The sequence below is a fragment of the Kribbella koreensis genome, assembly GCF_039525325.1.
GTDB lineage: Bacteria > Actinomycetota > Actinomycetes > Propionibacteriales > Kribbellaceae > Kribbella > Kribbella koreensis.
In genome coordinates this window covers 502,932-525,022 of the sequence record NZ_BAAAHK010000007.1, presented here as the reverse complement: position 1 = coordinate 525,022, position 22,091 = coordinate 502,932, and the positions used below count along the sequence as shown (strand labels likewise).

At 67.7% G+C, this 22,091-nt stretch carries 25 protein-coding genes; 16 read left to right on the top strand and 9 right to left on the bottom strand.

From position 1 onward, the window contains the following. Positions 1-76: 76 nt before the first annotated feature. Positions 77-2,101 carry a TRAP transporter permease gene (locus ABD116_RS16465; RefSeq protein WP_343970067.1) on the top strand — a complete coding sequence of 675 codons (2,025 nt, stop codon included), beginning with the start codon at positions 77-79 and terminating at the stop codon, positions 2,099-2,101. Continuing rightward, positions 2,098-3,081: a TAXI family TRAP transporter solute-binding subunit gene (locus tag ABD116_RS16460; RefSeq protein WP_343970064.1), complete on the top strand. Its 984-nt coding sequence runs from the start codon at positions 2,098-2,100 to the stop codon at positions 3,079-3,081. Before ABD116_RS16465 ends, ABD116_RS16460 begins: the two co-directional genes overlap by 4 nt. Before the next feature lie 187 nt (positions 3,082-3,268). On the opposite strand, the gene ABD116_RS16455 is transcribed toward ABD116_RS16460, so the two are convergent. The 3 genes from ABD116_RS16455 to ABD116_RS16445 form a co-directional block, all read right to left on the bottom strand. Next, positions 3,269-3,919, bottom strand: coding sequence for a hypothetical protein (locus ABD116_RS16455; RefSeq protein WP_343970061.1), 651 nt, complete (start codon positions 3,917-3,919; stop codon positions 3,269-3,271). 87 nt (positions 3,920-4,006) lie between these two features. Further along, a complete protein-coding gene (mgrA, locus tag ABD116_RS16450; RefSeq protein ID WP_343970058.1) occupies positions 4,007-5,041 on the bottom strand; it encodes an L-glyceraldehyde 3-phosphate reductase in 1,035 nt (344 codons plus the stop codon). A gap of 65 nt (positions 5,042-5,106) precedes the next feature. Continuing rightward, positions 5,107-5,982 carry a phosphotransferase family protein gene (locus ABD116_RS16445; protein WP_343970054.1) on the bottom strand — a complete coding sequence of 292 codons (876 nt, stop codon included), beginning with the start codon at positions 5,980-5,982 and terminating at the stop codon, positions 5,107-5,109. Between the two features lie 18 nt (positions 5,983-6,000). Here ABD116_RS16445 and ABD116_RS16440 point away from each other — a divergent pair, with 18 nt between their 5' ends. Both ABD116_RS16440 and ABD116_RS16435 read left to right on the top strand, forming a co-directional pair. Next, the gene (locus ABD116_RS16440) at positions 6,001-6,627 is read left to right on the top strand and encodes a flavin reductase family protein (protein WP_343970051.1); all 627 of its coding nucleotides are present in this window, start codon (positions 6,001-6,003) and stop codon (positions 6,625-6,627) included. Positions 6,628-6,753: 126 nt separating this feature from the next. Beyond that, complete coding sequence (locus ABD116_RS16435) at positions 6,754-7,419, top strand: fasciclin domain-containing protein (RefSeq protein ID WP_343970048.1); 666 nt, start codon at positions 6,754-6,756, stop codon at positions 7,417-7,419. A gap of 116 nt (positions 7,420-7,535) precedes the next feature. On the opposite strand, the gene ABD116_RS16430 is transcribed toward ABD116_RS16435, so the two are convergent. From ABD116_RS16430 to ABD116_RS16420, 3 genes are all read right to left on the bottom strand, one after another. Continuing rightward, positions 7,536-7,673: a hypothetical protein gene (locus ABD116_RS16430; protein WP_343970045.1), complete on the bottom strand. Its 138-nt coding sequence runs from the start codon at positions 7,671-7,673 to the stop codon at positions 7,536-7,538. Between the two features lie 79 nt (positions 7,674-7,752). Then, entirely contained in the window at positions 7,753-9,126 is a 1,374-nt protein-coding gene (locus ABD116_RS16425; RefSeq protein ID WP_343970042.1) for a pyridoxal phosphate-dependent decarboxylase family protein, read from the bottom strand. Positions 9,127-9,256: 130 nt separating this feature from the next. Then, entirely contained in the window at positions 9,257-10,186 is a 930-nt protein-coding gene (locus ABD116_RS16420; RefSeq protein ID WP_343970039.1) for a hypothetical protein, read from the bottom strand. Between the two features lie 131 nt (positions 10,187-10,317). Here ABD116_RS16420 and ABD116_RS16415 point away from each other — a divergent pair, with 131 nt between their 5' ends. Together ABD116_RS16415 and ABD116_RS16410 are read left to right on the top strand one after the other, a co-directional pair. Further along, positions 10,318-10,917 (top strand): acyl-CoA thioesterase, encoded by a 600-nt coding sequence (locus ABD116_RS16415; protein WP_343970037.1) that lies wholly within the window; start codon positions 10,318-10,320, stop codon positions 10,915-10,917. Further along, positions 10,914-11,570: a potassium channel family protein gene (locus tag ABD116_RS16410; protein ID WP_343970035.1), complete on the top strand. Its 657-nt coding sequence runs from the start codon at positions 10,914-10,916 to the stop codon at positions 11,568-11,570. The genes ABD116_RS16415 and ABD116_RS16410 overlap by 4 nt, the downstream gene beginning before the upstream one ends. Here the strand turns inward: ABD116_RS16410 and ABD116_RS16405 are convergent. Next, the gene (locus ABD116_RS16405) at positions 11,567-12,187 is read right to left on the bottom strand and encodes a TetR/AcrR family transcriptional regulator (RefSeq protein ID WP_343970032.1); all 621 of its coding nucleotides are present in this window, start codon (positions 12,185-12,187) and stop codon (positions 11,567-11,569) included. The two genes, ABD116_RS16410 and ABD116_RS16405, sit on opposite strands and share 4 nt — an antisense overlap. 38 nt (positions 12,188-12,225) lie before the next feature. Between ABD116_RS16405 and ABD116_RS16400 the strand changes: the two genes are divergently transcribed. From ABD116_RS16400 to ABD116_RS16360, 9 genes are all read left to right on the top strand, one after another. Continuing rightward, entirely contained in the window at positions 12,226-13,146 is a 921-nt protein-coding gene (locus tag ABD116_RS16400; RefSeq protein ID WP_343970029.1) for a DMT family transporter, read from the top strand. Further along, positions 13,121-13,627, top strand: a complete 507-nt coding sequence (locus ABD116_RS16395) for a MarR family winged helix-turn-helix transcriptional regulator (RefSeq protein ID WP_343970026.1) — start codon at positions 13,121-13,123, stop codon at positions 13,625-13,627. The genes ABD116_RS16400 and ABD116_RS16395 overlap by 26 nt, the downstream gene beginning before the upstream one ends. Positions 13,628-13,650: 23 nt before the next feature. After that, positions 13,651-14,901, top strand: coding sequence for a glycoside hydrolase family 3 N-terminal domain-containing protein (locus tag ABD116_RS16390; protein ID WP_343970023.1), 1,251 nt, complete (start codon positions 13,651-13,653; stop codon positions 14,899-14,901). Beyond that, positions 14,901-15,239, top strand: coding sequence for a YidH family protein (locus ABD116_RS16385; protein WP_343970020.1), 339 nt, complete (start codon positions 14,901-14,903; stop codon positions 15,237-15,239). Before ABD116_RS16390 ends, ABD116_RS16385 begins: the two co-directional genes overlap by 1 nt. Then, positions 15,236-15,541: a DUF202 domain-containing protein gene (locus tag ABD116_RS16380; protein ID WP_343970017.1), complete on the top strand. Its 306-nt coding sequence runs from the start codon at positions 15,236-15,238 to the stop codon at positions 15,539-15,541. Before ABD116_RS16385 ends, ABD116_RS16380 begins: the two co-directional genes overlap by 4 nt. Before the next feature lie 138 nt (positions 15,542-15,679). Next, on the top strand, positions 15,680-16,312 hold the full coding sequence (locus ABD116_RS16375) for a DUF47 domain-containing protein (RefSeq protein WP_343970013.1): 633 nt from the start codon (positions 15,680-15,682) through the stop codon (positions 16,310-16,312). 2 nt (positions 16,313-16,314) lie between these two features. Beyond that, complete coding sequence (locus ABD116_RS16370; protein ID WP_343970010.1) at positions 16,315-17,313, top strand: inorganic phosphate transporter; 999 nt, start codon at positions 16,315-16,317, stop codon at positions 17,311-17,313. 85 nt (positions 17,314-17,398) lie between these two features. Then, positions 17,399-18,538, top strand: a complete 1,140-nt coding sequence (locus ABD116_RS16365) for an inorganic phosphate transporter (protein WP_425552094.1) — start codon at positions 17,399-17,401, stop codon at positions 18,536-18,538. A 10-nt stretch (positions 18,539-18,548) separates the two neighbouring features. After that, complete coding sequence (locus ABD116_RS16360) at positions 18,549-18,782, top strand: hypothetical protein (RefSeq protein WP_343970003.1); 234 nt, start codon at positions 18,549-18,551, stop codon at positions 18,780-18,782. On the opposite strand, the gene ABD116_RS16355 is transcribed toward ABD116_RS16360, so the two are convergent. Together ABD116_RS16355 and ABD116_RS16350 are read right to left on the bottom strand one after the other, a co-directional pair. Next, positions 18,779-19,315, bottom strand: coding sequence for a hypothetical protein (locus ABD116_RS16355; protein WP_343970000.1), 537 nt, complete (start codon positions 19,313-19,315; stop codon positions 18,779-18,781). The genes ABD116_RS16360 and ABD116_RS16355 overlap by 4 nt on opposite strands. Positions 19,316-19,461: 146 nt before the next feature. Continuing rightward, positions 19,462-20,211, bottom strand: coding sequence for a lysophospholipid acyltransferase family protein (locus ABD116_RS16350; RefSeq protein ID WP_343969997.1), 750 nt, complete (start codon positions 20,209-20,211; stop codon positions 19,462-19,464). A 195-nt stretch (positions 20,212-20,406) separates the two neighbouring features. Between ABD116_RS16350 and thiC the strand changes: the two genes are divergently transcribed. Further along, positions 20,407-22,032: a phosphomethylpyrimidine synthase ThiC gene (gene thiC / locus ABD116_RS16345; RefSeq protein ID WP_343969994.1), complete on the top strand. Its 1,626-nt coding sequence runs from the start codon at positions 20,407-20,409 to the stop codon at positions 22,030-22,032. Positions 22,033-22,091 lie beyond the last annotated feature (59 nt).

Below are 22,091 nucleotides of genomic sequence, written 5' to 3'. Positions count from 1 at the left end.
TTGGTAAAGACGTAATCATGCGACTCCGTGGCGTGGTCGGCGACACTAGCCTTCGACCACAGGAGGGAACCAGTCGATGACTGTGAGTGCAACATCGGGGGGTGGCAGCGCCACGCTCTCCGAGTCCGAACTCGCCGAGTATGAGCAGGAAAAGCCTGCTCGGCGGTTGCATCCTGCCCTCGACCGGGTGATCTCGGTCTGGTGCGCGGTGATCAGCATCGGCGTTCTGGTCCAGGTGTTCTTCCCGCTTCCGGCCGGAACCCAGTTCTATCTAGTGATCTTTCTCGCAGCCGTCCTCCCGATCACTTTGTTGTGCTACCGGGGCTGGCACGTGCCGCCGTTGCTCAACCCGTTCAAGGCCCGCGCGACCGACAACCCGGGCATCACGGACTGGGTCCTGGCGGCCGTCGCGCTGGTCGTCTGTCTCTATCCCCTGCTCGACTTCGACGGCTTCCTCGAACGCCGCCAGACACCGACGACGCTGGACGTGCTGACCGGGGCGGTGCTGCTCGTCCTGCTGCTCGAGGCCTGCCGGCGTACGACCGGCTGGGTCCTGCCGCTCGTCAGCCTGGTGTTCATCGCCTACGCGTACTACGGCGGATACCTGCCTTACACCTGGTCGCTGGCGCACCAGGGCTTCAACTTCTCCGCGATCATCGCGCAGTTCACGATGGGCACGGCCGGCTTCTACGGAACACCACTGGGCGTCGCGGCCAGCTACATCGTGCTCTTCACCATCTACGGCGCTGTGCTGGACTACTCCGGCGCCGGCAAGTTCTTCATCGACCTGTCCTTCGCCGCGTTCAAGCGCAGCCGCACAGCACCCGGCCGGACCGTCACGCTGGCCGGCTTCCTGCTCGGCAGCGTCTCTGGTTCCGGTACTGCGACAGCCGTCTCGCTAGGCACAGTGTCCTGGCCGATCCTGCGCCGCGCGGGCTACCCGCCCGAGCCCGCCGGCGGGATGCTGGCCGCTGCCGGCATCGGCGCGATCCTGTCGCCGCCGACGCTGGGTGCCGCTGCCTTCATCATCGCCGAGTTCCTGCAGGTGTCGTACCTGACCGTCCTCGGCTACGCGGTGATCCCGACGATCCTGTACTACCTGGGCATCCTGCTCGCGATCGAGATGGACGCGCGCCGGCACGGGACGACCGAGGGCGAGGCCTCCACGCAGTCGGCGTGGAAGCTGCTCAAGCGCTTCAGCTACCACTTCCTGTCGCTGTTCGTGATCATCGCCTTCATGGCGGTGGACGTGCCGCCGTTCAAGGCCGTCGTCTACGCGGTGATCATCCAGTTCGCGCAGTCGTTCCTGGATCGCGAGCACCGGTTGACCGGGGTGCCGCTGTTCAAAGCGCTTGCCCAGGGCACCCGTTCGGTACTGCCGGTGGTGGCCACCTGCGCGACGGCCGGCGTGATCGTCGCGGTGACGACGCAGACCGGGCTCGGGCTCAACCTGGCGGCGATCATCGTGGACGCGGCCAAGGGGCTGACCGACAACCAGACCGTGGTGCTGATCCTGACCGTGGTGCTGTCGGCGTTCGCGGTACTGATCCTCGGGCTCGCCGTTCCGGTGACGGCGTCGTTCATCATCGCGGCCGTGATCATCGCGCCGGCCCTGGTGCAACTGGGCGTCACCCAGCCCGAGGCGTACATGTTCATCTTCTACTACGCCGTACTGTCCGAGGTGTCTCCGCCGACGGCGCTGGCCGCGGTCGCGACGTCCGCCATTACCGGCGGCAAGGTGATGCCGACGATGTGGCAGGCGTGGAAGTACACGCTGCCTGCGTTCCTGGTGCCGTTCGCGTTCGTGCTGACCGACAACGGTGCCCGCTTACTGGGACAGGGCAGCCTGATCGGCATGGTGTGGACCCTCGCGGTCTCTATGCTCGCCGTCGCCGCGCTGGCCGTCGTGACCGGCGGCTGGATCGCGGTGGCGACAGGCTGGGCCGAGCGCGTGATCTGCATCCCGGCATCTTTGCTGCTTCTTTACCTAGCGCCCGTAACTATTGCGCTGGGAATCGGTTTGTTAGTTGTCGCCGTACTTGTCAACCTAGTCCGGCGACGCCGCCTGACTGGCCCAACGAAAGGACCAGCCGCCCCATGATCTCCCGTCGACGCCTCCCCGCCGCCGTGGTCGCGCTAGCCGCCGCTGTTTCGCTTGCCGCCTGTGGAGGGCAGCGAGAACCGGAAGCCGGCAAGGCCGGTACCGATGGTGGCCGGCTGACCATCGCCACCGGCAACACCACCGGTGTGTACTACCAACTCGGTGGCGCGCTGGCGAAGGTGTACTCGGAGAAGGTCGAGGGCTACCGGGCGACCGCCAGCGAGACCGGCGCCTCGGTGCAGAACGTGCAGGGCCTGGTGGCCGGCAACTACGACATCGCGTTCTCGCTCGGCGACACCGCCGCGGACGCGGTCAAGGGCGAGCACAGCTTCAAGACCCCGCAGGACGTGGTCGCGCTGACCCGGCTCTACCCGAACTACACCCAGGTCGCCGTTCGCGCATCGTCGGGGATCAACAAGATCGCGGACCTGAAGGGCAAGCGCGTCTCGACGGGTTCGCCGAACTCGGGCACCGAGGTGATCGCGCGCCGGCTGCTCGAGGCGGCAGGACTGGACGTGTCGCACGACGTCAAGGCGCAGCGGCTCGGCCTGCCGGAGTCGGTCGACGGGATGAAGGCCGGCTCGATCGACGCGCTGATCTGGTCCGGCGGGCTGCCGACCGGTGGCATCACCGACCTGACGACCAGCCTGGGCAAGGACGTGAAGCTGATCCCGATCACCGATCTGCTGCCCGCGCTGACCAAGTCGTACGGAACGATCTATGCCCAGGGCAACATTCCGGCCGCGACCTACAAGCAGCCGGCCGACGTCGCGACGATCATCGTGCCGAACGTGCTGCTGGTCCGCAAGAACATGTCGGACGAGCTGGCCGAGAAGCTGACCAGGGCGATCTTCGAGAACAAGGACGCGCTGGTGCAGGTGAACGCGGCGGCCAAGGGCATCACTCTCGAGCAGGCGGCGAACACCGCGCCGGTCGAGCTGCACCCGGGCGCGAAGAAGGCGATCGACGCCCTGAAATAACAACTCCACAGACCGTCCTCCCCCGCACACCAGGCGCAGCGGGGGAGGGCGCAGGGACTCACCGCCGCACACCAGGCGCAGCGGCGGTGGGAACCAGGCCCACCCTCACAACCAGGCGCAGTGGGGGAGGGTTTCAGATCGGGCCCGTCCTGCCGGAGGCATCCGTCGGAGGCGGGCCCGATCGCCTTCAGTCCTTGTCCGCCTCGGGCATGCGGCTGCCGCGGAGGTAGTTGGACAGGGCCGAGTCGCGTTTCGGATGGGCGTGGTACTTCGTCGGCACGACCCGCCCCTCGGCGCTGTCCCAGGCGTTGTCCGCCAGCCGCCACATGCGGTGGGCGAGGCGTCCCGCAGTACCGGTGTGTGGTGTGTACGGGTGCGCGCGGGTCGGTGCGGTCTCCTCGGCGGTGAGCAGCTGGTCGGTCAGCGCGCTCACGCCCTGGCTGTCGAGCTCCTCGCCGATCATCCGGCTGTACTCCGCTTCGAGCCGCTCGTGCTCGTCGAGCAGCCGGTCGATGACCTGCCAGACGTCGTCCGGGTGCAGGTGGAGTACGCGACTGTCGCCGTACTGGCGGGCCTTGAGGAAACGCAGCGATCGCTCGAGCTGGCGGGCGTTGCCGACGTAGGTGCTGACCAGGCTGCGGCCGTCGGGGAGCCGGCGGACGTGCGGGAGCAGGACGTCCTCGGCGGCGGCCAGATGCTGGGCCGCGATGGCGTAGAACCAGTCGGTCTCGTGCCGGCGGTCGGGACGCGCGGCGGCCGGCTGATGCGCCGGAGCGGCCAGCTCGCGGATCTTCTCGTGCTCGTAGTTGAGGGCCAGTTCGAGGGTCGAAGCGGTCATCGAGAACCACCTCCTGGGGGGTACTCACCACTGTGTGCCCAAGACGGTGCCGGCGCAACCACGCCGACACCGTCCGTAACCGAGCGGTCAGGCCTCGGAGCTCTTCTTCCACAGGTTGATGCCGGCCTCGACGGCGTCGGCGTCGATCGCGTCGAGCTCATCCTGGCTGAACTTGAGGTTGCCGACCGCGGCCAGGTTGTTCTCCAGCTGGGCGACGCTGGAGGCGCCGATCAGCGCGCTGGTGACCCGGTCGTCGCGCAGGGTCCAGGCGAGCGCCAGCTGGGCCACCGACTGGCCACGCTGCTTGGCGATCTCGTTCAGCGCGCGGACGTGGCCGAGCGTCTCCTCGGTGAGCTGGTCGGTGCCCAGCGAGGTGCCCCTGGAGGCGCGGGAGCCCTCGGGGATGCCGTCCAGGTAGCGGTCGGTGAGGATCCCCTGCGCCAGCGGCGAGAAGGCGATCACGCCGACACCCAGTTCACCGACGGTGTCGAGCAGGTCCTCCTCGATCCAGCGGTTCAGCATCGAGTAGGACGGCTGGTGGATCAGCAGCGGCGTACCGAGGTCGGCCAGGATCGCGGCCGCCTGGCGGGTCTTCTCCGCGGAGTACGACGAGATGCCGGCGTACAGCGCCTTGCCGGAGCGGACGGCGCTGTCGAGCGCGCCCATCGTCTCCTCCAGCGGGGTGTCCGGGTCGAACCGGTGCGAGTAGAAGATGTCGACGTAGTCCAGGCCCATCCGGTCCAGCGACTGGTCGAGCGAGGCGAGCAGGTACTTGCGGGTGCCACCGCCCTGGCCGTACGGGCCCGGCCACATGTCGTAGCCCGCCTTGGTGGAGATCAGCAGCTCGTCGCGGTACGGCTTGAAGTCGCGGGCGAAGTGGCCGCCGAAGTTGGTCTCGGCCGAGCCGTACGGCGGGCCGTAGTTGTTCGCCAGGTCGAAGTGGGTGACGCCGAGGTCGAACGCCCGGCGCAGGATGTCGCGCTGGGTGTCGAGCGGCTTGTCACCACCGAAGTTGTGCCACAGGCCCAGCGAGATCGCCGGCAGCTGCAGTCCGCTGCGGCCACTGCGCCGATAGGTCATCTGGTCGTCGTACCGGTCCGGAGCGGCTACGTAGTCAGTCACAGTTCCTCAGTCTGCCCCATGTCGTGACAAGTCCGCGAACCCTTGTTTTGCGTGGCTTGTGAGTGTCAGTACTGCGTCTTCTTGATCAACCCGCGCCAGGAGTCCGGCGGTGACGAGGCGTAGAACCGCAGCACACCGAGTAGCCGGCTGGCCGGCGGAGCAGTCCAGTGCCGCTGCCCCGGCTGCGGCCCTTTGGCCAGCCCGCTGACCCCCCAACTCAAGTGAAACCACAACACCGAAGCCTCGAGACCGGCCTCACCTGCATAGCTGGGGAGGGTGGCGGCGACCTGCTCGAGGGTGAGTTTGGCGAATTCCATCCCCGGCGGTCCCCAGGCTGCGTCACCCCAGTCGATGATCGCCTCCAGCCGGCCGCCGCGCGCCATCAGGTTCTGCTGCGCCAGATCGCCGTGCAGCAGTACAGGCTTCTGCTCCGGGATCAGCGTGGCGAGGTGGTCGAAAGTTTCGAGAAGCCAGCTGGCGATCCCGACATCGAGGTAGCCCCGCGCCGCCAGGCTGTCCACCGTCGGCCGAGGATCTCCACCACCGTCGTCCTCCGGCGCCCCCACCGGGCGTTCCGCTTGATGGATCAGGGCGACCTGGTGGCCGACCTCTCGCCAGAACTCCTGCGGCGGAGTCTCTCCGTCGACCAGGTCGGTGCCGTAGACCCGTTCGAGCACCATGTACGGCTTGTCGATCAACGTCCGGGTCGCATCGAACTCGACGATCGCGGGCGTGCGGACCCCGGCCGCGATCGCCGCGGGGATGACCGTGGACTCCTTGAGCAGGTCCTTCTCGAACGCCGCGCTGCGGGGGATCCGAAGAAAGAGCTCGTCGCCCAGCAGATAGGCACGGTTGGCGACACCACCCGGTACTTCGCGAACGGCGTCGACCGGTACGCCGAACTCGGCGGCCAGCGGCTCGAGTTCTGGGTGTGATGTCATCAGGGAATACTGGCAGCTGTGCGGAGAGACCTGGATCCGGAGACCATCAGCAGCAGGGACTTCTACGCCGTGCTGAACGCGGTGGTCGTGCCGCGGCCGATCGCGTGGGTGTCGTCCCGGTCGGCCGACGGGGTGCTCAACCTGGCGCCGCACTCGTTCTTCACCGTCTCGTGCGTCCGGCCGCCGATGGTGCAGTTCACCTCGGTCGGGCGCAAGGACAGCCTCAACAACGTCGAGGCGACCCGCGAGTTCGTGGTCAACTTCGCCGCCGAGCCGTTGTTCGAGCAGGTGAACGCGACCGCGACGAACTTCCCGCCGGAGATCGACGAGTTCGCCGCCGTCGGTCTGCACGTCGAGCCGAGTACAACGATCGCTGTACCACGGGTGGCCGAGTCGCCGGTCGCGATCGAGTGCACGCTGCACACCACCGTCGAACTCGGCGACTCGACCGTGGTGATCGGCCGCGTCCGCCGGATCAGCATCGACGAGTCGGTGATGGACGGGAACCACCCGGAGATCACCCGGTTGCAGCCGCTCGCCCGGCTCGGCCGCAACGAGTGGTCCACCCTCGGCGAGATCAGGGACATCAGCCGGATCCGCTACTCCGACTGGCCGGGGGACTACGCGGGTCCGCGCGACGCCTGACGGCGCAGGGAATTCCGGCGCCGGAAAGTTTTCTGGATCTCCACCCATCCGGGGTGTGGACGGGACCGAAGCACTGATGTCAGTCGCGACCCAGCGGCGTGTGTCCCCCCACAGAAAGAGATCGTCATGTCTCACACCATCAAGCGTGTCGCCCTGGCCGCCTCCGCCGTTTCGTTGCTCTTCGCAACCGTTGCCTGTGGCAGCGACGACGACAAGTCGAGCAGCAGCCCGTCGACCACCAGCTCGGCGTCCACGTCGACGTCGGACACCCCGTCGGCGATGCCGTCGGTGGACAACGCCGCGGGCCTCGTCGGCCCCGGCTGCGCCGACTACGCCAAGGCGAACCCGACCGGTGCAGGTTCGGTCGACGGTATGGCCGCCGCGCCGGTCGCCACCGCCGCCTCCGGCAACCCGCTGCTCAAGACCCTCGTCGCGTCCGTCTCGGGCAAGCTCAACCCGAAGGTCGACCTGGTCTCGACCCTCAATGGCGGCGAGTTCACTGTCTTCGCCCCGGTCGACTCCGCCTTCGCGAAGATCCCGGCCGCGACGATCAACACCCTGAAGACGAACTCCGCGCTGCTGACCAAGATCCTGACCTACCACGTCGTGGCCGGTCAGCTCGACCCGGCCGCGGTCGTCGGCAAGCAGACCACCGTCGAGAAGGGCTCGCTGACCGTCACCGGTTCGGGCGACAACCTGATGGTCAACAACGCCAAGGTCATCTGCGGCGGCGTCAAGACCGCCAACGCCACGGTCTACCTGATCGACACCGTCCTGATGCCCCCGGCCTGACCCGCGTCATCGGTTGCCTGAAGCAACTACCCCGCTGAAGCAACCAGTCTGCTGAAGCGACCATCCTGTCTGAACCGACCGGGCGGCGCCCTCTCTGCCGAGGCGCCGCCCGGTCTTCACGTCGCGGACGGCGCCGCTGCCGGTAGTCGCCGGATCATCCCGCCGAGGGTTCGGTACGCCGACCGCAGCGCTCCGATCAGGCCGGCCGTGAGCGGCACGAGGATCAGCAGCAGGGCCGCCGACTGGTTCGGCAATTACAGGGAAGTCCGCCGACAATGCACTAACCGCCACTCGTGATGCGCGAAAGTGCGGCCCTTCCGTGGAACTGATCGGTCAATGGGTGATCGCTCCCAGAGCGCGCACCGTTCTGGTCAGGTCTTCCGGGGTGGTTCGGTGGTTGGAGATGGAGATTCGCATGTAGCGCTTGTTGCGCCAGGTGGTGCCGCCTGCCCAGGCGGTGCCGGTGGATTGCAGGGCGGCGATGACTCGGTCGGTTTCGGTGTCGGTGCCGAAGGAGACGAGGATCTGGTTGAGGATTACCTCGTTGCCGATTTCGTAGCCTGCGGACGTCAGTTGCTCTGCGAAGGACTTGGCCAGGGCGCAGCAGTGGTCGACGAGGTGAGTTACGCCTTCTCGGCCCAGCTCTTGTAGGCCGGCCCAGACTGCCAGGCCGCGGGCTCGGCGGGATGACTCGAGGACGTAGTCGCCGGGCTCGGGGTCGCCGGAGCTGACCAGGTAGGACGCGGTGTAGCCGAGGGCGGCGGCGTGGGACTCGGGATGTGCCGAGAACACGAAGCCGCTGTCGTACGGCAGATTGAGCCACTTGTGCCCATCACAGCCCCAGGAGTCAGCAAGCTCGAGACCGGCCACTTGATGCCGATGGGCAGGGCTCGCCGCCGCCCACAGGCCGAAGGCGCCATCCACATGCACCCAACCGCCGTACTCATGAACAAGCTCGCAGGCCTCACCGAGGGAGTCCGAGGCGCCGGTATTCACGTTACCTGCTTGAAGACAGACGATCAGCGGGCCTTCGTGGCCTGTCAGGCGGGTTCGGAGGTCATCGAGGTCGATCTCTCCGTTTGCCTTGCTGCTAACGAGTTCCAGTGCGCCCGAGCCGAAGCCGAGCAACCGCAACGACCGATCGATCGTGGCGTGCCGTTCGTCGCCGGCCAGGATGCGGACACGCGGTGCACCTGCCAAGCCGTCCTTCTCCACGTCCCAGCCCGCGTTCTTCAGCACGTGATGTCGCGCTGCCGTGAGGCCGACCGTGTTGGCGGCTTGAGCGCCGGTGACAAAGCCCGCTGATGCCGTCGCAGGAATGCCAAGCAGATCCTTGAGCCACTCACCGGCCGCATCCTCGGCGGCAGCCGCAGTCGGCGAGAGCACGCTGTTCCAGCCGTTCTGGTCCCAGCCGACTGCCAGAATGTCGGCAGCACTAGCCGCCGGCAACGCCCCACCGACAACAAACCCGAAGTACCGCGGCCCAGCGCTAGACACCAGCCCACCCTCGGCAAGCCCCACAAGCTCGTCGATCACCTCCCCCGCAGCTCGCCCCTTCTCCCCAAGCGGCCGCCGGAAATCCTCCCGAACCTCAGCAAACGTCTTGGCCGCACCCACCCGCCGCTCACCCAGCGACCCCCGATAGTCCGCGGCCCGAGCCGCCGCCCGCCCGAACAGCTCCCGCAACTCACTGTTGGACTCGCGCATCTCGGACCCGGATTCCCGTTGTTCGGTCTCAGCTTCTGTGAGCTCGGGTCGTGACTCGTGTGCCCTTGGTTCTTCCATGAAACCGACTGTGCCATGCGGCCTGCAGGAGGCGCGTGACGCGTTCAGCTCGTCAGGTGAGCTGGCTGAGTTCGCGTAGGAGGGTGAGGAAGCGTGGTGATAGGCCGGGGTCGCTGTTGTCGGCTGGTCGCGTCGTTGGATGCCAGCCGTCGGCGGCGACCAGGTAGACCCAAGGGCTCAGAGGGCCGGGGTTGGTGGCGTGGGAGCGGCCGGCGAGGTTGAGCATCATGCCGAGGGCTTGTAGGACGGACAGGTCGGTGATCACGTGGACGAGGAGCAGGTCGCGGACCGGCATCGCCGCTAGTACGCCGTAGGGCGGGTTCTCTACGTGGAGGGATTCGCGGAGGACGGTGTCGAGGACCAGTGCGCGGGAGGCGGCGAAATTGCTGCCGCTGATCATCGCGACATAGGTGCCGTCGTGCTCTGCGTAGCTCACGGTGTCGGTCATGGCGCGTAGGTTCCGCAGACCGAATGACTCCGCCTCGGCCCAGGTCAGGCCGAGGTCGAGCTCAGGGGCGAGATACATCGTGATCGCGCCGGTGGTGCTCATCGCGGGCACCGACAGGAGGCCTGGCACGAACTCCGGTGCACCAGCGGCGATCAGTGGATCCAGCGAGTCCTTCGCGGCCAGGCGTTGGATGAGCTGGGTCTGCGGATCCGTGGGCCGGGGTGCGGCGCCTCGGCGCAGGAGGTCGGCCAGGCGGTCGAAGTGCTCGCCCACGAGGCGCGGCCAGTAGTCCGGTCGTTCGTCGGCGACGATCCGGGCCAGATTGGTCAGCCCAGCCTCGAGCTGACCATCCGGCAGAGTTGTCCGCAGGATGAGTGCTCCGCGGTTGTCGTAGTGGCCGGTCAGGCCTGCGGTTGCGGCGGCTTCGAGGCTGAGGCGCACCAGGTGTGCGGCCTCTGCCGGGGACAACGGTGGTAGGGCCGGATCGGAAAGGTTGCCTGAGGCACGTTCGGTGGAGTCGTCGTGAATGAGCATGCTGTCCACCTCCTTCGTCAGAGAAAGTACGAGCGAAGGCGTCGCCGGCGGACGACGGTTTCGCAGCCTGTGGACAACCGGGCGTTATCCTGCGTCAGCCATCGATCGACCGAACACCGAGGAGCGACCCCATGCCCGGCACCCCCAGCGCAGACCGCACTCCGGCCGAGGGTGTCGCGCGCCAGGAGGTGACCAGCCGCTCCGCCTCGGCCACCCGCATCTCGCTGTCGCACATCACCGCGCAGAACGAGACCAACCTGCTCGGCACCGTGCACGGTGGCGTGGTGATGACGCTGGTCGACTCGGTCGCCGGCGTCGTCGCGGCCCGGCACTCGGGTGGTCCCGCGGTGACCGCGTCGATGGACGAGATGGTCTTCGTGGTTCCGGTCCGGGTCGGCGACGTGGTCCACCTGACCGCCCAGGTGAACTGGACCGGCCGCAGCTCGATGGAGATCGGCGTACGCGTCACCGCCGACCGCTGGGACGCGGTCGGACCGCAGGTGCACGTCGCGACGGCGTACCTGGTGTTCGTGGCGGTCGACGAGAACGGCAAGCCCCGCCCGGTACCGCAGGTTGTGCCCGAGACCGACGAGGACCACCGCCGGATGCGCGAGGCGGAGATCCGCCGCAGCCACCGCCTCGCCCGCCGCCAGGCGATCATCGCCTCCCGCGAAGCAACCGAAGCAACCGAAGCAGCCCAAGCAGCGAAAGCAACAGAGGCAGCCGAATGAAGCTGGTGCGCAGCGCCAAGCGCCATCCCTCGGCCATCCTGCTGGTCGTCCAGCTGCTCGGCGTCCTGCTCTACCCCGCGATGGAAGGCTCACGCGGCGGCCGCGTCGGCTTCGAGATCCTCGGCATCGTCGTCCTGACGCTCGCTGTCTTCTCGGTCCGCTCGACCCCCGGTCTCACCTGGGTCAGCGTCTGCCTCGGTATCCCCGCCGTCGTCCTGTCGCTACTGGACGCCTTCCGCCCGACAGACACGGTCGTGCTGATCTCCAACCCACTCCATGCGGCCTTCTACTTCTATGCCGCCTACAGCCTGCTCCGCTACATGCTGTCCGACCACGACGTCAGTGCGGACGAGCTCTGGGCCACCGGCGCGACTTTCACCTTGGTTGCTTGGGGTTTTGCCTACCTGTACGTCTTCGTCCAGGCACTGGTCCCCGGCAGCTTCACCGCCGCGGTCAACCCAGGTGATGACCGCACCTGGATGGAGTTGCTGTTCCTCAGCTTCACCACGCTGTCCAGTACCGGCCTCAGCGACATCGTGCCGATCACCTCGTGGGGCCGCTCGGTCGTGATGATCGAACAACTGGCCGGCCTCGGCTACGTCGCCATGGTCGTATCCAGGCTGGTCGGCCTCACCGTCGCCAAACGCACTTAGTCCCGCGGCCAACCCGCCAGCAGATCCGCAGCGGCTCGATGCGCGACCTCAGGCGCGTACTCCATCGCCGCCACCCGGAAGCACACCAGCGCGCCCTCGTGCAGCAACAGCAGCCGGTCTGCCAGCTCCTGGACGTCCGCGAAGCCGCCCAAGGCTGCCTGCGCCATGAATTCGGACCGCATCCACTGCTTCTGCGCCACGATCACCGGCATCGCCGGGTGGTCGGGCGCGGCCAGTTCCACGCTCGCGTTGATGAAGCCACAACCGCGCCGTGACTCCGCCATCCAGTCCGTGAGCGCCGCGAAGAGCGCGAGGATCACGTCGGCAGGCGTCTGAGGAGCAAGCGCCGCCAGCTGATCGTCGAGGAACGCGTGCCAGACCCGGTTCCGCTGCTCCAGGTACGCCGCAATCAGCCGATCCTTCGACCCGAACCGGTCGTACAGCGTCTTCTTGGTCACCTCGGCCGCGTCCGCGATCGCGTCCACCCCGACAGTACGGATCCCGCGCTCGTAGAAGAGCGTCGACGCGGCCCGCAGGATCCGCTCACCGGCAGGCGTCAGCCGCTCCGCCTCCAGCTCACCGCGGTCCGTCAGGAGTCCCACTGGCTGAGCAACCATACTGACAGTATACCGACCGGTGTGGTTACTTGTGGAGCATGATCAATCCACGCGTGCTCCCCGTCCTGGCCGGCGCCGGCTTCGTCGTGTTCTGGAGTTGCGGCTTCATCGGCGCGCGCTGGGGCACGGAGTACGCATCTGCCTTCGACCTGCTCGCCTGGCGCTATCTGGTCGCCGGCGCCCTAGCTGCCGCCGTACTGCTCAAGCGCCGCCCCCACCTGACCCGCAGCGACCTCATCACTCACGCAGTGATGGCATTCCTCACGCAGTGCGTCTACCTGGGCCTGATCTTCACCGGTATCGACCACGGCATCTCCGCAGGCGTCACTGCGCTCATCGGCTCCCTACAGCCGATCCTGATCGCCACTGTCGCCGGACCACTACTCGGCGAGCGAGTCAGCCCAAGGCAGTGGGGCGGCCTCCTCCTCGGACTCGCAGGAGTCGCCTTCGTTGTCGCCGACGATCTAGGAGCAACCCCAGCCTTGACGTTCCTGCTCCCAGTCGGCGGCCTGCTCGGACTAGTGGTCGGCACAGTCTGGGAGCGCCACCGCAAACCAACGACCAATCTCCTGGACGCGCTCTGCCTGCAGAGCCTGGTCTCCTGCGTCTTCTTCGTCGTAGTAACAGCCGGTACCGGACAACTGACCGTTCCGCATGAACTGCAGTTCTACGGCGCCGTCCTGTGGCTGGTCGTACTGGCCACCGGTGGCGGCTGGGGCCTGTACCTCGTCAACCTCCGCCTGTCCGGCGCCACGAGGATCAGCAGCCTGCTCTACCTGGTCCCACCGACGACGATGCTCTTCGCCTTCCTGCTGTTCGGGGAGACGATCGGCGCCCTCGCCGTCGGCGGAATGCTGCTCTGCGCACTAGCTGTTCTGCTTATCACGGCTCGCCCAAGCGGCAGGAAGGCCCGGATCTCGTTACGCTGCGACAATGGCGGAACCACGGTGGCTGGATGACCAGGAGCAGCGGGCATGGCGAGCGTTCATCGCGGCCCAGCGCGTGGTGAACGGCCGGATCGAGCAGCAACTGCAGCGCGACGCGGGCATGCCGCACACGTACTTCGAGATCCTGGTCCGGCTCGCCGACGCGGACGACGGCCGGCTGCGGATGAGTGAGCTCGCCGTGTCCACCCTCGGCTCGCGCAGCCGGCTGTCGCACGCGGTGAACCGGCTCGAGAAGGTCGGCTGGGTCCGTCGCGAGGGGATCGAGTCCGACCGGCGCGGCCAGGTCGCGATCATCACCGAGGAAGGTCGCCAGAAGCTCAAGGACACTGCGCCGGGCCACGTCGAGACGGTCCGGCAGGCGGTGTTCGATGCGCTGAGCCCTGAGCAGGTCGACCAACTGCTCGACATCTGCGCGACCCTGACCCGGCACTCCGGTGGTACCTACGACAGCGCCATCTGGGAACCGAAGGCCTCCGGTACGCCGGCCCAGTAACCCCATGGGCCAGAATGGCCGTGATGAACACCACCGGACGCCGGGTACTGGCAGTAGCGGCCGCGGCGACTCTCCTCGCCGGCTGCAGCGACTCGGATACCCCCACTGCGGGTCCTAGTACTGCTCCCTCCTCCTCGATCACCCGGCAGACCCCGCCGCCGACCGAGACCCCGGCGCCCAGCCAAACCCCGAGCGCGACGAGCACCCCCAGCGCGACGCCCAGTACGCCGCCCGCCAACGGCTGTGTGGAGCAGAAGCTGCAGCAGCTGACCCTGCGCGAGCAGGCGGCCCAGCTGATCATGACCGGCATCAGCACCAAGGGCATGACGGCAGCAGAGCGATCCATCGCCAAGGCGCAGAAGCCAGGAGGCCTCCTCCTGATGGGTCCCGGCGCCAGCGCCTCCCACACCCGTACTGCGATGGCCGCCGCCACCACGACGGCCACGGTGAAGGGCATCAAGCCATTCATCGCCGCTGACCAGGAAGGCGGCAAGATCCAGCGGCTCAAGGGCTCTGGCTTCGACCGCATCCCCGCCGCGACCGTGCAGGCCACCTGGTCCGACGACAAGCTCACAGCTCGCGCCAAGACGTGGGGCGGCCAGCTCAAGCAGGCAGGGGTCAACATGGACCTCGCGCCGGTCGCGGACGTAGTACCGGCATCTCTGGGGGACAAGAACGCTCCCATCGGGGCACTGGACCGGGGCTACGGCGACACGCCCGGCAAGGTCGGCCCGCACGTCGCCGCCTTCGTCAAGGGGATGGAGCAGGCTGGGGTGATGACTTCGGTGAAGCATTTCCCGGGCCTCGGCCGGGTCAAGGGCAACACCGACTTCTCCTCCGGCGTGGTCGACACAGTGACGACCCGCCACGACGACTACCTGTCGACGTTCGCCGCCGGCATCCAAGCCGGCTCGGACCTGGTGATGGTCTCCACCGTCACCTACACCAAGATCGACCCGAACAACCGCGCTGTGTTCTCACCCACCGTCATCGGCGGCATGCTGCGCGGCGACCTCGGGTACGCCGGAGTGGTGATCACCGACGACGTCGGAGCGGCAGCAGAGGTCGCGTCGGTCCCTGCCGGCCAGCGCGCGACCCGCTTCGTCGCGGCCGGTGGCGACATCGTGATCACTGCCAAGGCCTCGCTCACCTCGACCATGGTCAACGCGCTGGTCGCCAAGGCCGAGCAGGACAAGACCTTCGCGGCCGCACTCCAGAGCAGCGTCGGGCGGGTGCTCGCCCTCAAGCAGAACCGTGGCCTGCTGAGCTGCTGATGAGCGACCCGACCCAGGAGCCCGACTACCGGTTCACGCTCGCCAATGAGCGGACCTACCTGGCGTACCTGCGGACCGCGCTGGCCTGCTACGCGGGCGGTCTGTCGGCAGTACAGTTCCTGGATCTCGGCCCTGATCGCTGGCCCGCGCGCGTCATCGGCGTAGTACTGGTCGCTGCGGGCATCACCACCACCGCTCTGGCCTTCCGGCGCTGGCAGGCCAACCTGAGCGCCATGCGCACCGGCGGACCTCTCCCGGTGACCCGGCTGCCTTTGATGCTCGGGGCAACCATCGCCACCGTCGGGTTGATCGGTTTGCTGTTCAGCCTGTGGCGATGAACACACCGCGTGACCCTGGTCTCCAGCCCGAGCGCACCTTGCTCGCCTGGCGCCGCACCGTGCTCGGCCTGGTCGCCAACGGCATCCTGCTGCTTGCCTCCGGCCACGGTACGTCGGACATCCGGCTCGGCCTCGGCATCGTGGTGACCGTGCTGGCCCTGGCCTGCTGGGTCGCGGTCACCGCGGTCTACCGCCGTGGCCTCGAACCGTCCGCTCTCGGGTCCGAGCGGGTCCTGCGGCTGGCAGCCGGGCTGGTCCTCGTCGTGGGGGTGTTCGACCTCTATGCCGTGGTGACGCGCTGAATTTTCCTGGTCACTTTCCGGTTGTATTGAGTCTACGTGTTCATCATCTCGCGGTACGTTGACCAGGCGGATGCTCCGTCAGCGGTCCGTTGCCCCTAGCATGTTCAAGGTTTGTCCCTCGTTCACCCGGAGCTTGAAGTGCCGTTACGTCTGCGTCCGAACGACCCGACGTTCTACGACCTTTTCACCGAATCCGCCAACCACCTGGTCGACGGGTCCCGGATCCTCGCCGAGCTGCTCGGCAGCACAGCGGGAACCGGCCTATCCGCGAGCCACCAGATCGCCGCCCAGATGAAGGATGCCGAGCACGCCGCGGACGAGACCACCCACTCGATCATCCGGCGGGTCAACTCCACCTTCGTGACCCCGTTCGACCGCGAGGACATCTACCGGCTGGCCTCCGACCTCGACGACGTCATGGACTACATGGAGGAGGCGGTCGACACCATCCACCTGTTCAACCTCGACAAGCTGCCGGCCGAGGCGGCCGAGCAGATCGAGGTGCTGCAGCGGATGGCGACGCTGACCTCGGAGGCGATGCCGCGGCTGCGCACCATGAAGGACCTGGCCGAGTACTGGATCGAGATCAACCGGCTGGAGAACACCGGTGACGCGGTCCACCGCCGGATCGTGGCCAAGCTGTTCAGCGGCGAGTTCGACGCGCTGACGGTGATGAAGCTGAAGACCGTGGTCGACCTGCTGGAGGCCGCCATCGACGGCTTCGAACACGTCGCCAACACGGTCGAGCAGATCGCCGTCAAGGAGAGCTGAGCGTGGAGCTCACGCTCGTCATCGCGGTCGTCGTCATCGCGCTCGCCTTCGACTACACCAACGGCTTCCACGACGCCGCCAACGCGATCGCGACCTCGGTCTCGACCCGGGCGCTGACGCCGCGGGTGGCGCTGGTGATGGCCGCCTTCTTCAACTTCGTCGGCGCCTTCCTCGGCACCGAGGTGGCCGACACCGTCGGCAAGGGCATCATCACGCTGCCGGCCGGGCGGCACGGTCTGGTGATCGTGATCGCCGCGCTGGTCGGCGCGATCACCTGGAACCTGATCACCTGGTACTTCGGTCTGCCCAGCTCCTCGTCACACGCCCTGATCGGCGGCCTGGTCGGCGCCGGTCTGGCCTCCACCAGCGTGGTGCTGTGGTCCGGCATCGTCGACAAGGTCGTCATCCCGATGGTGCTGTCACCGGCCATCGGCTTCGTCGGCGCGTTCCTGCTGATGACCGCGATCCTGTGGATCTTCCGGCGCAGCAACCCGGGCAGGACCACCCGCGGGTTCCGGCTGGCCCAGTCGCTGTCGGCGGCCGGGATGGCGCTCGGCCACGGTCTGCAGGACGCCCAGAAGACGATGGGCGTGATCTTCCTGGCCCTGCTCACCACCGGGCACGTGGACAAGAACGAGGGCATCCCGACCTGGGTGAAGATCTCGGCCGCGACCGCGATCTCGCTGGGCACCTACTCCGGTGGCTGGCGGATCATGCGGACCCTCGGCCGCCGGATCATCCACCTCGACCCGGCCCGCGGCTTCGCCTCCGAGGCGGTCGCCGCGACGGTGCTCTACGTGATGGCGATCGGCCTGCACGCGCCCGTCTCGACCACCCACACGATCACCTCGGCGGTGATGGGCGCCGGCGCCACCAAGCGGCTCTCTGCGGTCCGCTGGGGCGTCGCCAAGGGCATCGTGCTGGCCTGGGTCCTGACCATCCCGGCAGCCGGCCTGGTCGCGGCCGCCGTCTACTACGTCGCCCACTTCATTCTGGAGTAGTTCATTCTTCGAGTAGTTCACCGCGATTTCACCCGGCGCGCTTAGCGTGAGAGCGCTCCTGACGCCGCCGTCTTGGGATGTGATCGTGATGGACCTCTCCTTCCTCGTCGTCGTGGTGATCGTCACCGCCTTGGTCTTCGACTTCACCAACGGCTTCCACGACACCGCCAACGCGATGGCGACGTCGATCGCCACCGGAGCGCTGAAACCCAAGGTCGCCGTCGGCTTGTCCGCCGTGCTGAACCTGGTCGGCGCGTTCGTCTCCACCGAGGTCGCCAAAACGATCTCCAGCGGGCTCGTCGACGACGCGAAGGTGACCGTGCCGATCATCTTCGGCGGCCTGGTCGGCGCGATCCTGTGGAACCTGCTCACCTGGTACGTCGGGCTGCCGAGCTCCTCGTCGCACGCGCTGTTCGGCGGCCTGATCGGCGCCACCTGGATCGCGGCCGGCAGCGGCGCGGTCCACTTCGGCACCGTCGTCCAGAAGATCATCATCCCGGCCGTCGCCGCCCCGATCGTGGCCGGTGTGGTCGCCCTGCTCGGCACCTACCTCGTCTACACGATCACCCGGCGGGCCCGGAAGAAGAACGTCGACGACGGCTTCCGGGTCGGCCAGATCGCGTCCGCCTCGCTCGTCTCGCTGGCCCACGGCACCGGCGACGCGCAGAAGACGATGGGCATCATCACGCTCGTGCTGATCACCTCGGGCAGCCTGGCGTCGGGGTCCCGGCCGCCGCTCTGGGTGATCTTCGCGGCCGGTCTGGCGATCGCCGCCGGCACGTACCTCGGCGGCTGGCGGATCATCCGGACGATGGGCAAGGGCCTGACCGAGATCGGGTCACCGCAGGGCTTCGCGGCCGAGACGAGCTCCACCGCCGTACTGCTGGCCTCCTCGCACCTCGGCTTCCCGCTGTCGACGACCCAGGTCTGCTCCGGCAGCATCCTCGGCGCAGGACTCGGCAAGCGTCTCGCGGAGGTCCGCTGGACGGTCGCCGGGCGGATGGCGCTGGCCTGGCTGTTCACGCTGCCAGCCGCCGCGATCGTCGGCGCCCTGGCCGGCCGGGTCGCCAACTCCGGCAACATCGGCGTGACGATCATCGCCATCGCCGCGGCCGCCGCCGGTGGTTTCATCTACCTGGCATCGCGCCGCAAGCCGGTCACGGCCGACAACGTCAACGAATACCCGGGTACGACGGCCCCGGCGTCCGCAGTACCGGCTGCCTGAGGAGGATCTGATGCACATCGACTGGAGCGCACTCGGTCAGGTAGCGATCGCGAGCCTCGCCTTCGGGGTCGGCATCGCGGTGCTGTTCGCCGTCGGAATCAACGCGATGTCGCGGCGCGCGGTGGCGGTCGAGGCGAAGAAGAACCCGCCGCCGGTGGACACCGCGGTGGCCGGCCTCTGCTTCCTCGCCTGCCTCGCCGCCGTCTGCTACGGCCTGTACCTGATCATTCCGCAGTTCCACTAGCGGTTCCAGCGGCGGACCGACCTCGCTACGTCCTTGGGGCGGAGCGAGGCGACCGCGCTCTCCCAGTTGTTGTAGAGCGAGTCGCCGAGCAGGGTGAGGCTCAGGAACGCCTGCGGGCGGACCGCCATCACCCAGGTGGCCGCGGCGGCGTGGCCCTGCTGGTAGAGCAGCCGCTCGGCCGTCGCCTCGATCCGCGCCTTGCCGTCGTCGGGCGCCATGTTGATCGTCGCCCAGGCCTTCACGATCGCCGAGTCCTTCGCGGTCATCTGCGCCAGATAGGTCAGCGGCCCGCGCCACGAGCCCCGGCGGCCGAGGCCGTCCAGGCTCTCCAGCGGGAACCAGCCGTTCTGGCAGCGCCGGCCGTTCACCGCCGACTCGATCTCCCGGGCCTGGTCCGGGCGCAGGTTCTGCGTCGCCCAGTACAAGAAGTAGACCCCGACATCCGGGATCTCCTCGGCCACATTGCCGGGAATGCTCAGCTTCCCCGGCTCGAAGAGGTGCAGCTCCTCGTCTGATCCGTACAAGATCGTCATTTCCCCCCGCCCAGCCCGATCACCGCCGGCGGACCCCCCAGGTCCAGCTTTCGACATACAAAGGTTCTTGGTACCCCCGGCTCGCGCCCCGGTCAACCCCTCGTCCGGATACCGATTGTCCCTATAACCCAAACCGGTAGGGACCGCTACTTGCGGCGGCGGGCCGCTCGCTCGCGGAGCTCCTCGGCGTCGAGGCGGTCGGCCTCCTCGGGAGTCGGCGCGCCGCCGCCGTACGACGCGGGCAGCCACCAGGCGCCGGCCGGCTTGTCCGGGGACGCCTTGATGGTCCGGTCGAGCATCGCGGCCATCGTCGTCCGCAGCCGGGCCGTGGCCGCGGTGGCGTCCTCGTCCTTGCCGACCGCCATCGGCTCGCCGACCGTGATGGAGACCCGCTGGTGCCGGGAGAAGTCCCGCGGATGGTCCTTGGTCAGCATCCGCTGGGTGCCCCACAGGATCATCGGGATCACCGGTACGCCGGCCTCGGCCGCCATCCGGACCGCGCCCGACTTGAACTCCTTCAGCTCGAACGACCGGCTGATCGTCGCCTCGGGGAAGACGCCGACGATCTCGCCCTCGCCGAGGTAGCGGATCGCCTCCCGGTACGACCCGGCGCCGGCGCCGCGGTCGACCGGGATGTGGTGCATGCCGCGCATCAGCGGTCCGGAGTACCGGTTGCGGAACAGCACCTCCTTGGCCATGAACCGGACCAGCCGCTTGCTCGGCTGCGCGCCGAAGCCGCCGATCACGAAGTCGACGTAGCTGATGTGGTTCAGCGCCAGCACGGCACCACCGGTCCGCGGGATGTTCTCGGTGCCGACCATCGTGAAGCCCAGGTCGAGCACCTTGAAGGCGGTCTTGGCGAAGCCGATCACCGGCGGGTACAGGATGTCGCGCATGGTCTGACGCTATCGGGTCGGTCAACGGCGCGCGGATCCAGTACGCAGTACGCAATCAATGGTTAGAGTTGCCGACGACAAGTTGATACCGCGGGAGCTCGCGCTGTAGCGGGCTGAGAGGGCGGCTGGGTTTCGGAACCCGGCGCCGCCGACCGCCGAACCTGTCCGGGTAATTCCGGCGTAGGGAGCAGCATCGTGACATCTATCGACAACTCTGTCCGCCCTCAGGTGACCACTGGGCCGATCTCTGGATCGGAGAAGATCTACACCGGTGAGCTGAGGGTTCCGCAGCGGCGGGTGCACCTCACCAACGGGGAGCACTTCGACCTGTACGACACCTCGGGGCCGTACACGGACGTGACGGCCGAGATCGACGTCCAGGCGGGCCTTCCGCCGGTACGCCGGGACTGGATCGCCGGCCGTGAGCCGCTGACCCAGTTGGCGCAGGCCAGGGCCGGCGTCATCACGGAGGAGATGCGCTACATCGCAGTACGGGAAGGTGTCGAGCCTTCGTTCGTGCGCGACGAGGTGGCGCGGGGGCGGGCCGTGATCCCGGCCAACCACAAGCATCCGGAGTCCGAGCCGATGATCATCGGGAAGAAGTTCCTGGTGAAGGTGAACGCGAACATCGGCAACTCGGCCGTCTCCAGCTCGGTCGAGGAGGAGGTGGAGAAGCTCGTCTGGGCCACTCGTTGGGGCGCGGACACGGTGATGGACCTGTCCACCGGCAAGAACATCCACGCGACCCGCGAATGGATCCTGCGCAACTCGCCGGTCCCGATCGGCACGGTCCCGCTCTACCAGGCGCTGGAGAAGGTGAAGGGCGATCCGACCGAGCTCACCTGGGAGGTCTACCGCGACACGGTGATCGAGCAGTGCGAGCAGGGCGTCGACTACATGACCGTGCACGCCGGAGTACTGCTCCGGTACGTGCCGTTGACGGCCCAGCGGATCACCGGGATCGTCTCGCGGGGTGGCTCGATCATGGCGGCCTGGTGTCTGGCGCATCATCAGGAGTCCTTCCTGTACACGCATTTCGCCGAGCTGTGCGAGATCCTGCGCTCCTACGACGTGACTTTCTCACTCGGCGACGGACTGCGGCCGGGGTGCATCGCGGACGCGAACGACGCGGCCCAGTTCGCCGAGCTGCGGACGCTGGGGGAGCTGACCAGGATCGCCTGGGAGCACGACGTCCAGGTGATGATCGAGGGCCCGGGGCACGTGCCGATGCACAAGATCGCGGAGAACGTGCGGCTCGAGGAGGAGCTCTGCGGCGAGGCGCCGTTCTACACATTGGGGCCGTTGGCAACCGATGTCGCGCCGGCCTACGACCACATCACCAGCGCGATCGGCGCGGCCCAGATCGGCTGGCTGGGAACGGCGATGCTCTGCTATGTGACGCCGAAGGAGCACCTCGGCCTGCCGGACCGAGACGACGTCAAGACCGGCGTGATCACGTACAAGATCGCTGCCCACGCAGCCGATCTGGCCAAGGGTCATCCGGGCGCGCAGGACTGGGACGACGCGCTGTCGAGGGCCCGGTTCGAGTTCCGCTGGGAGGACCAGTTCAACCTGTCGCTGGATCCCGACACGGCCCGCTCGTACCACGACCAGACCCTCCCGGCCGAGCCCGCCAAGACGGCCCACTTCTGTTCGATGTGCGGCCCGAAGTTCTGCTCGATGCGGATCACCGCCGACATCCGCAAGTACGCCGAGGAAAACGGCCTCGACTCCGCCGAAGCGATCGAAGCAGGCTTCGCCGAGATGTCAGAAACCTTCAAGGCGAAAGACTCCAAGCTCTACCTGCCGCTGGCCGACTGAGCTTGCATTCGGAACAAATCTAGACTCGCCGGTCCGCGCTCCGAAGCACCCGAAAACAT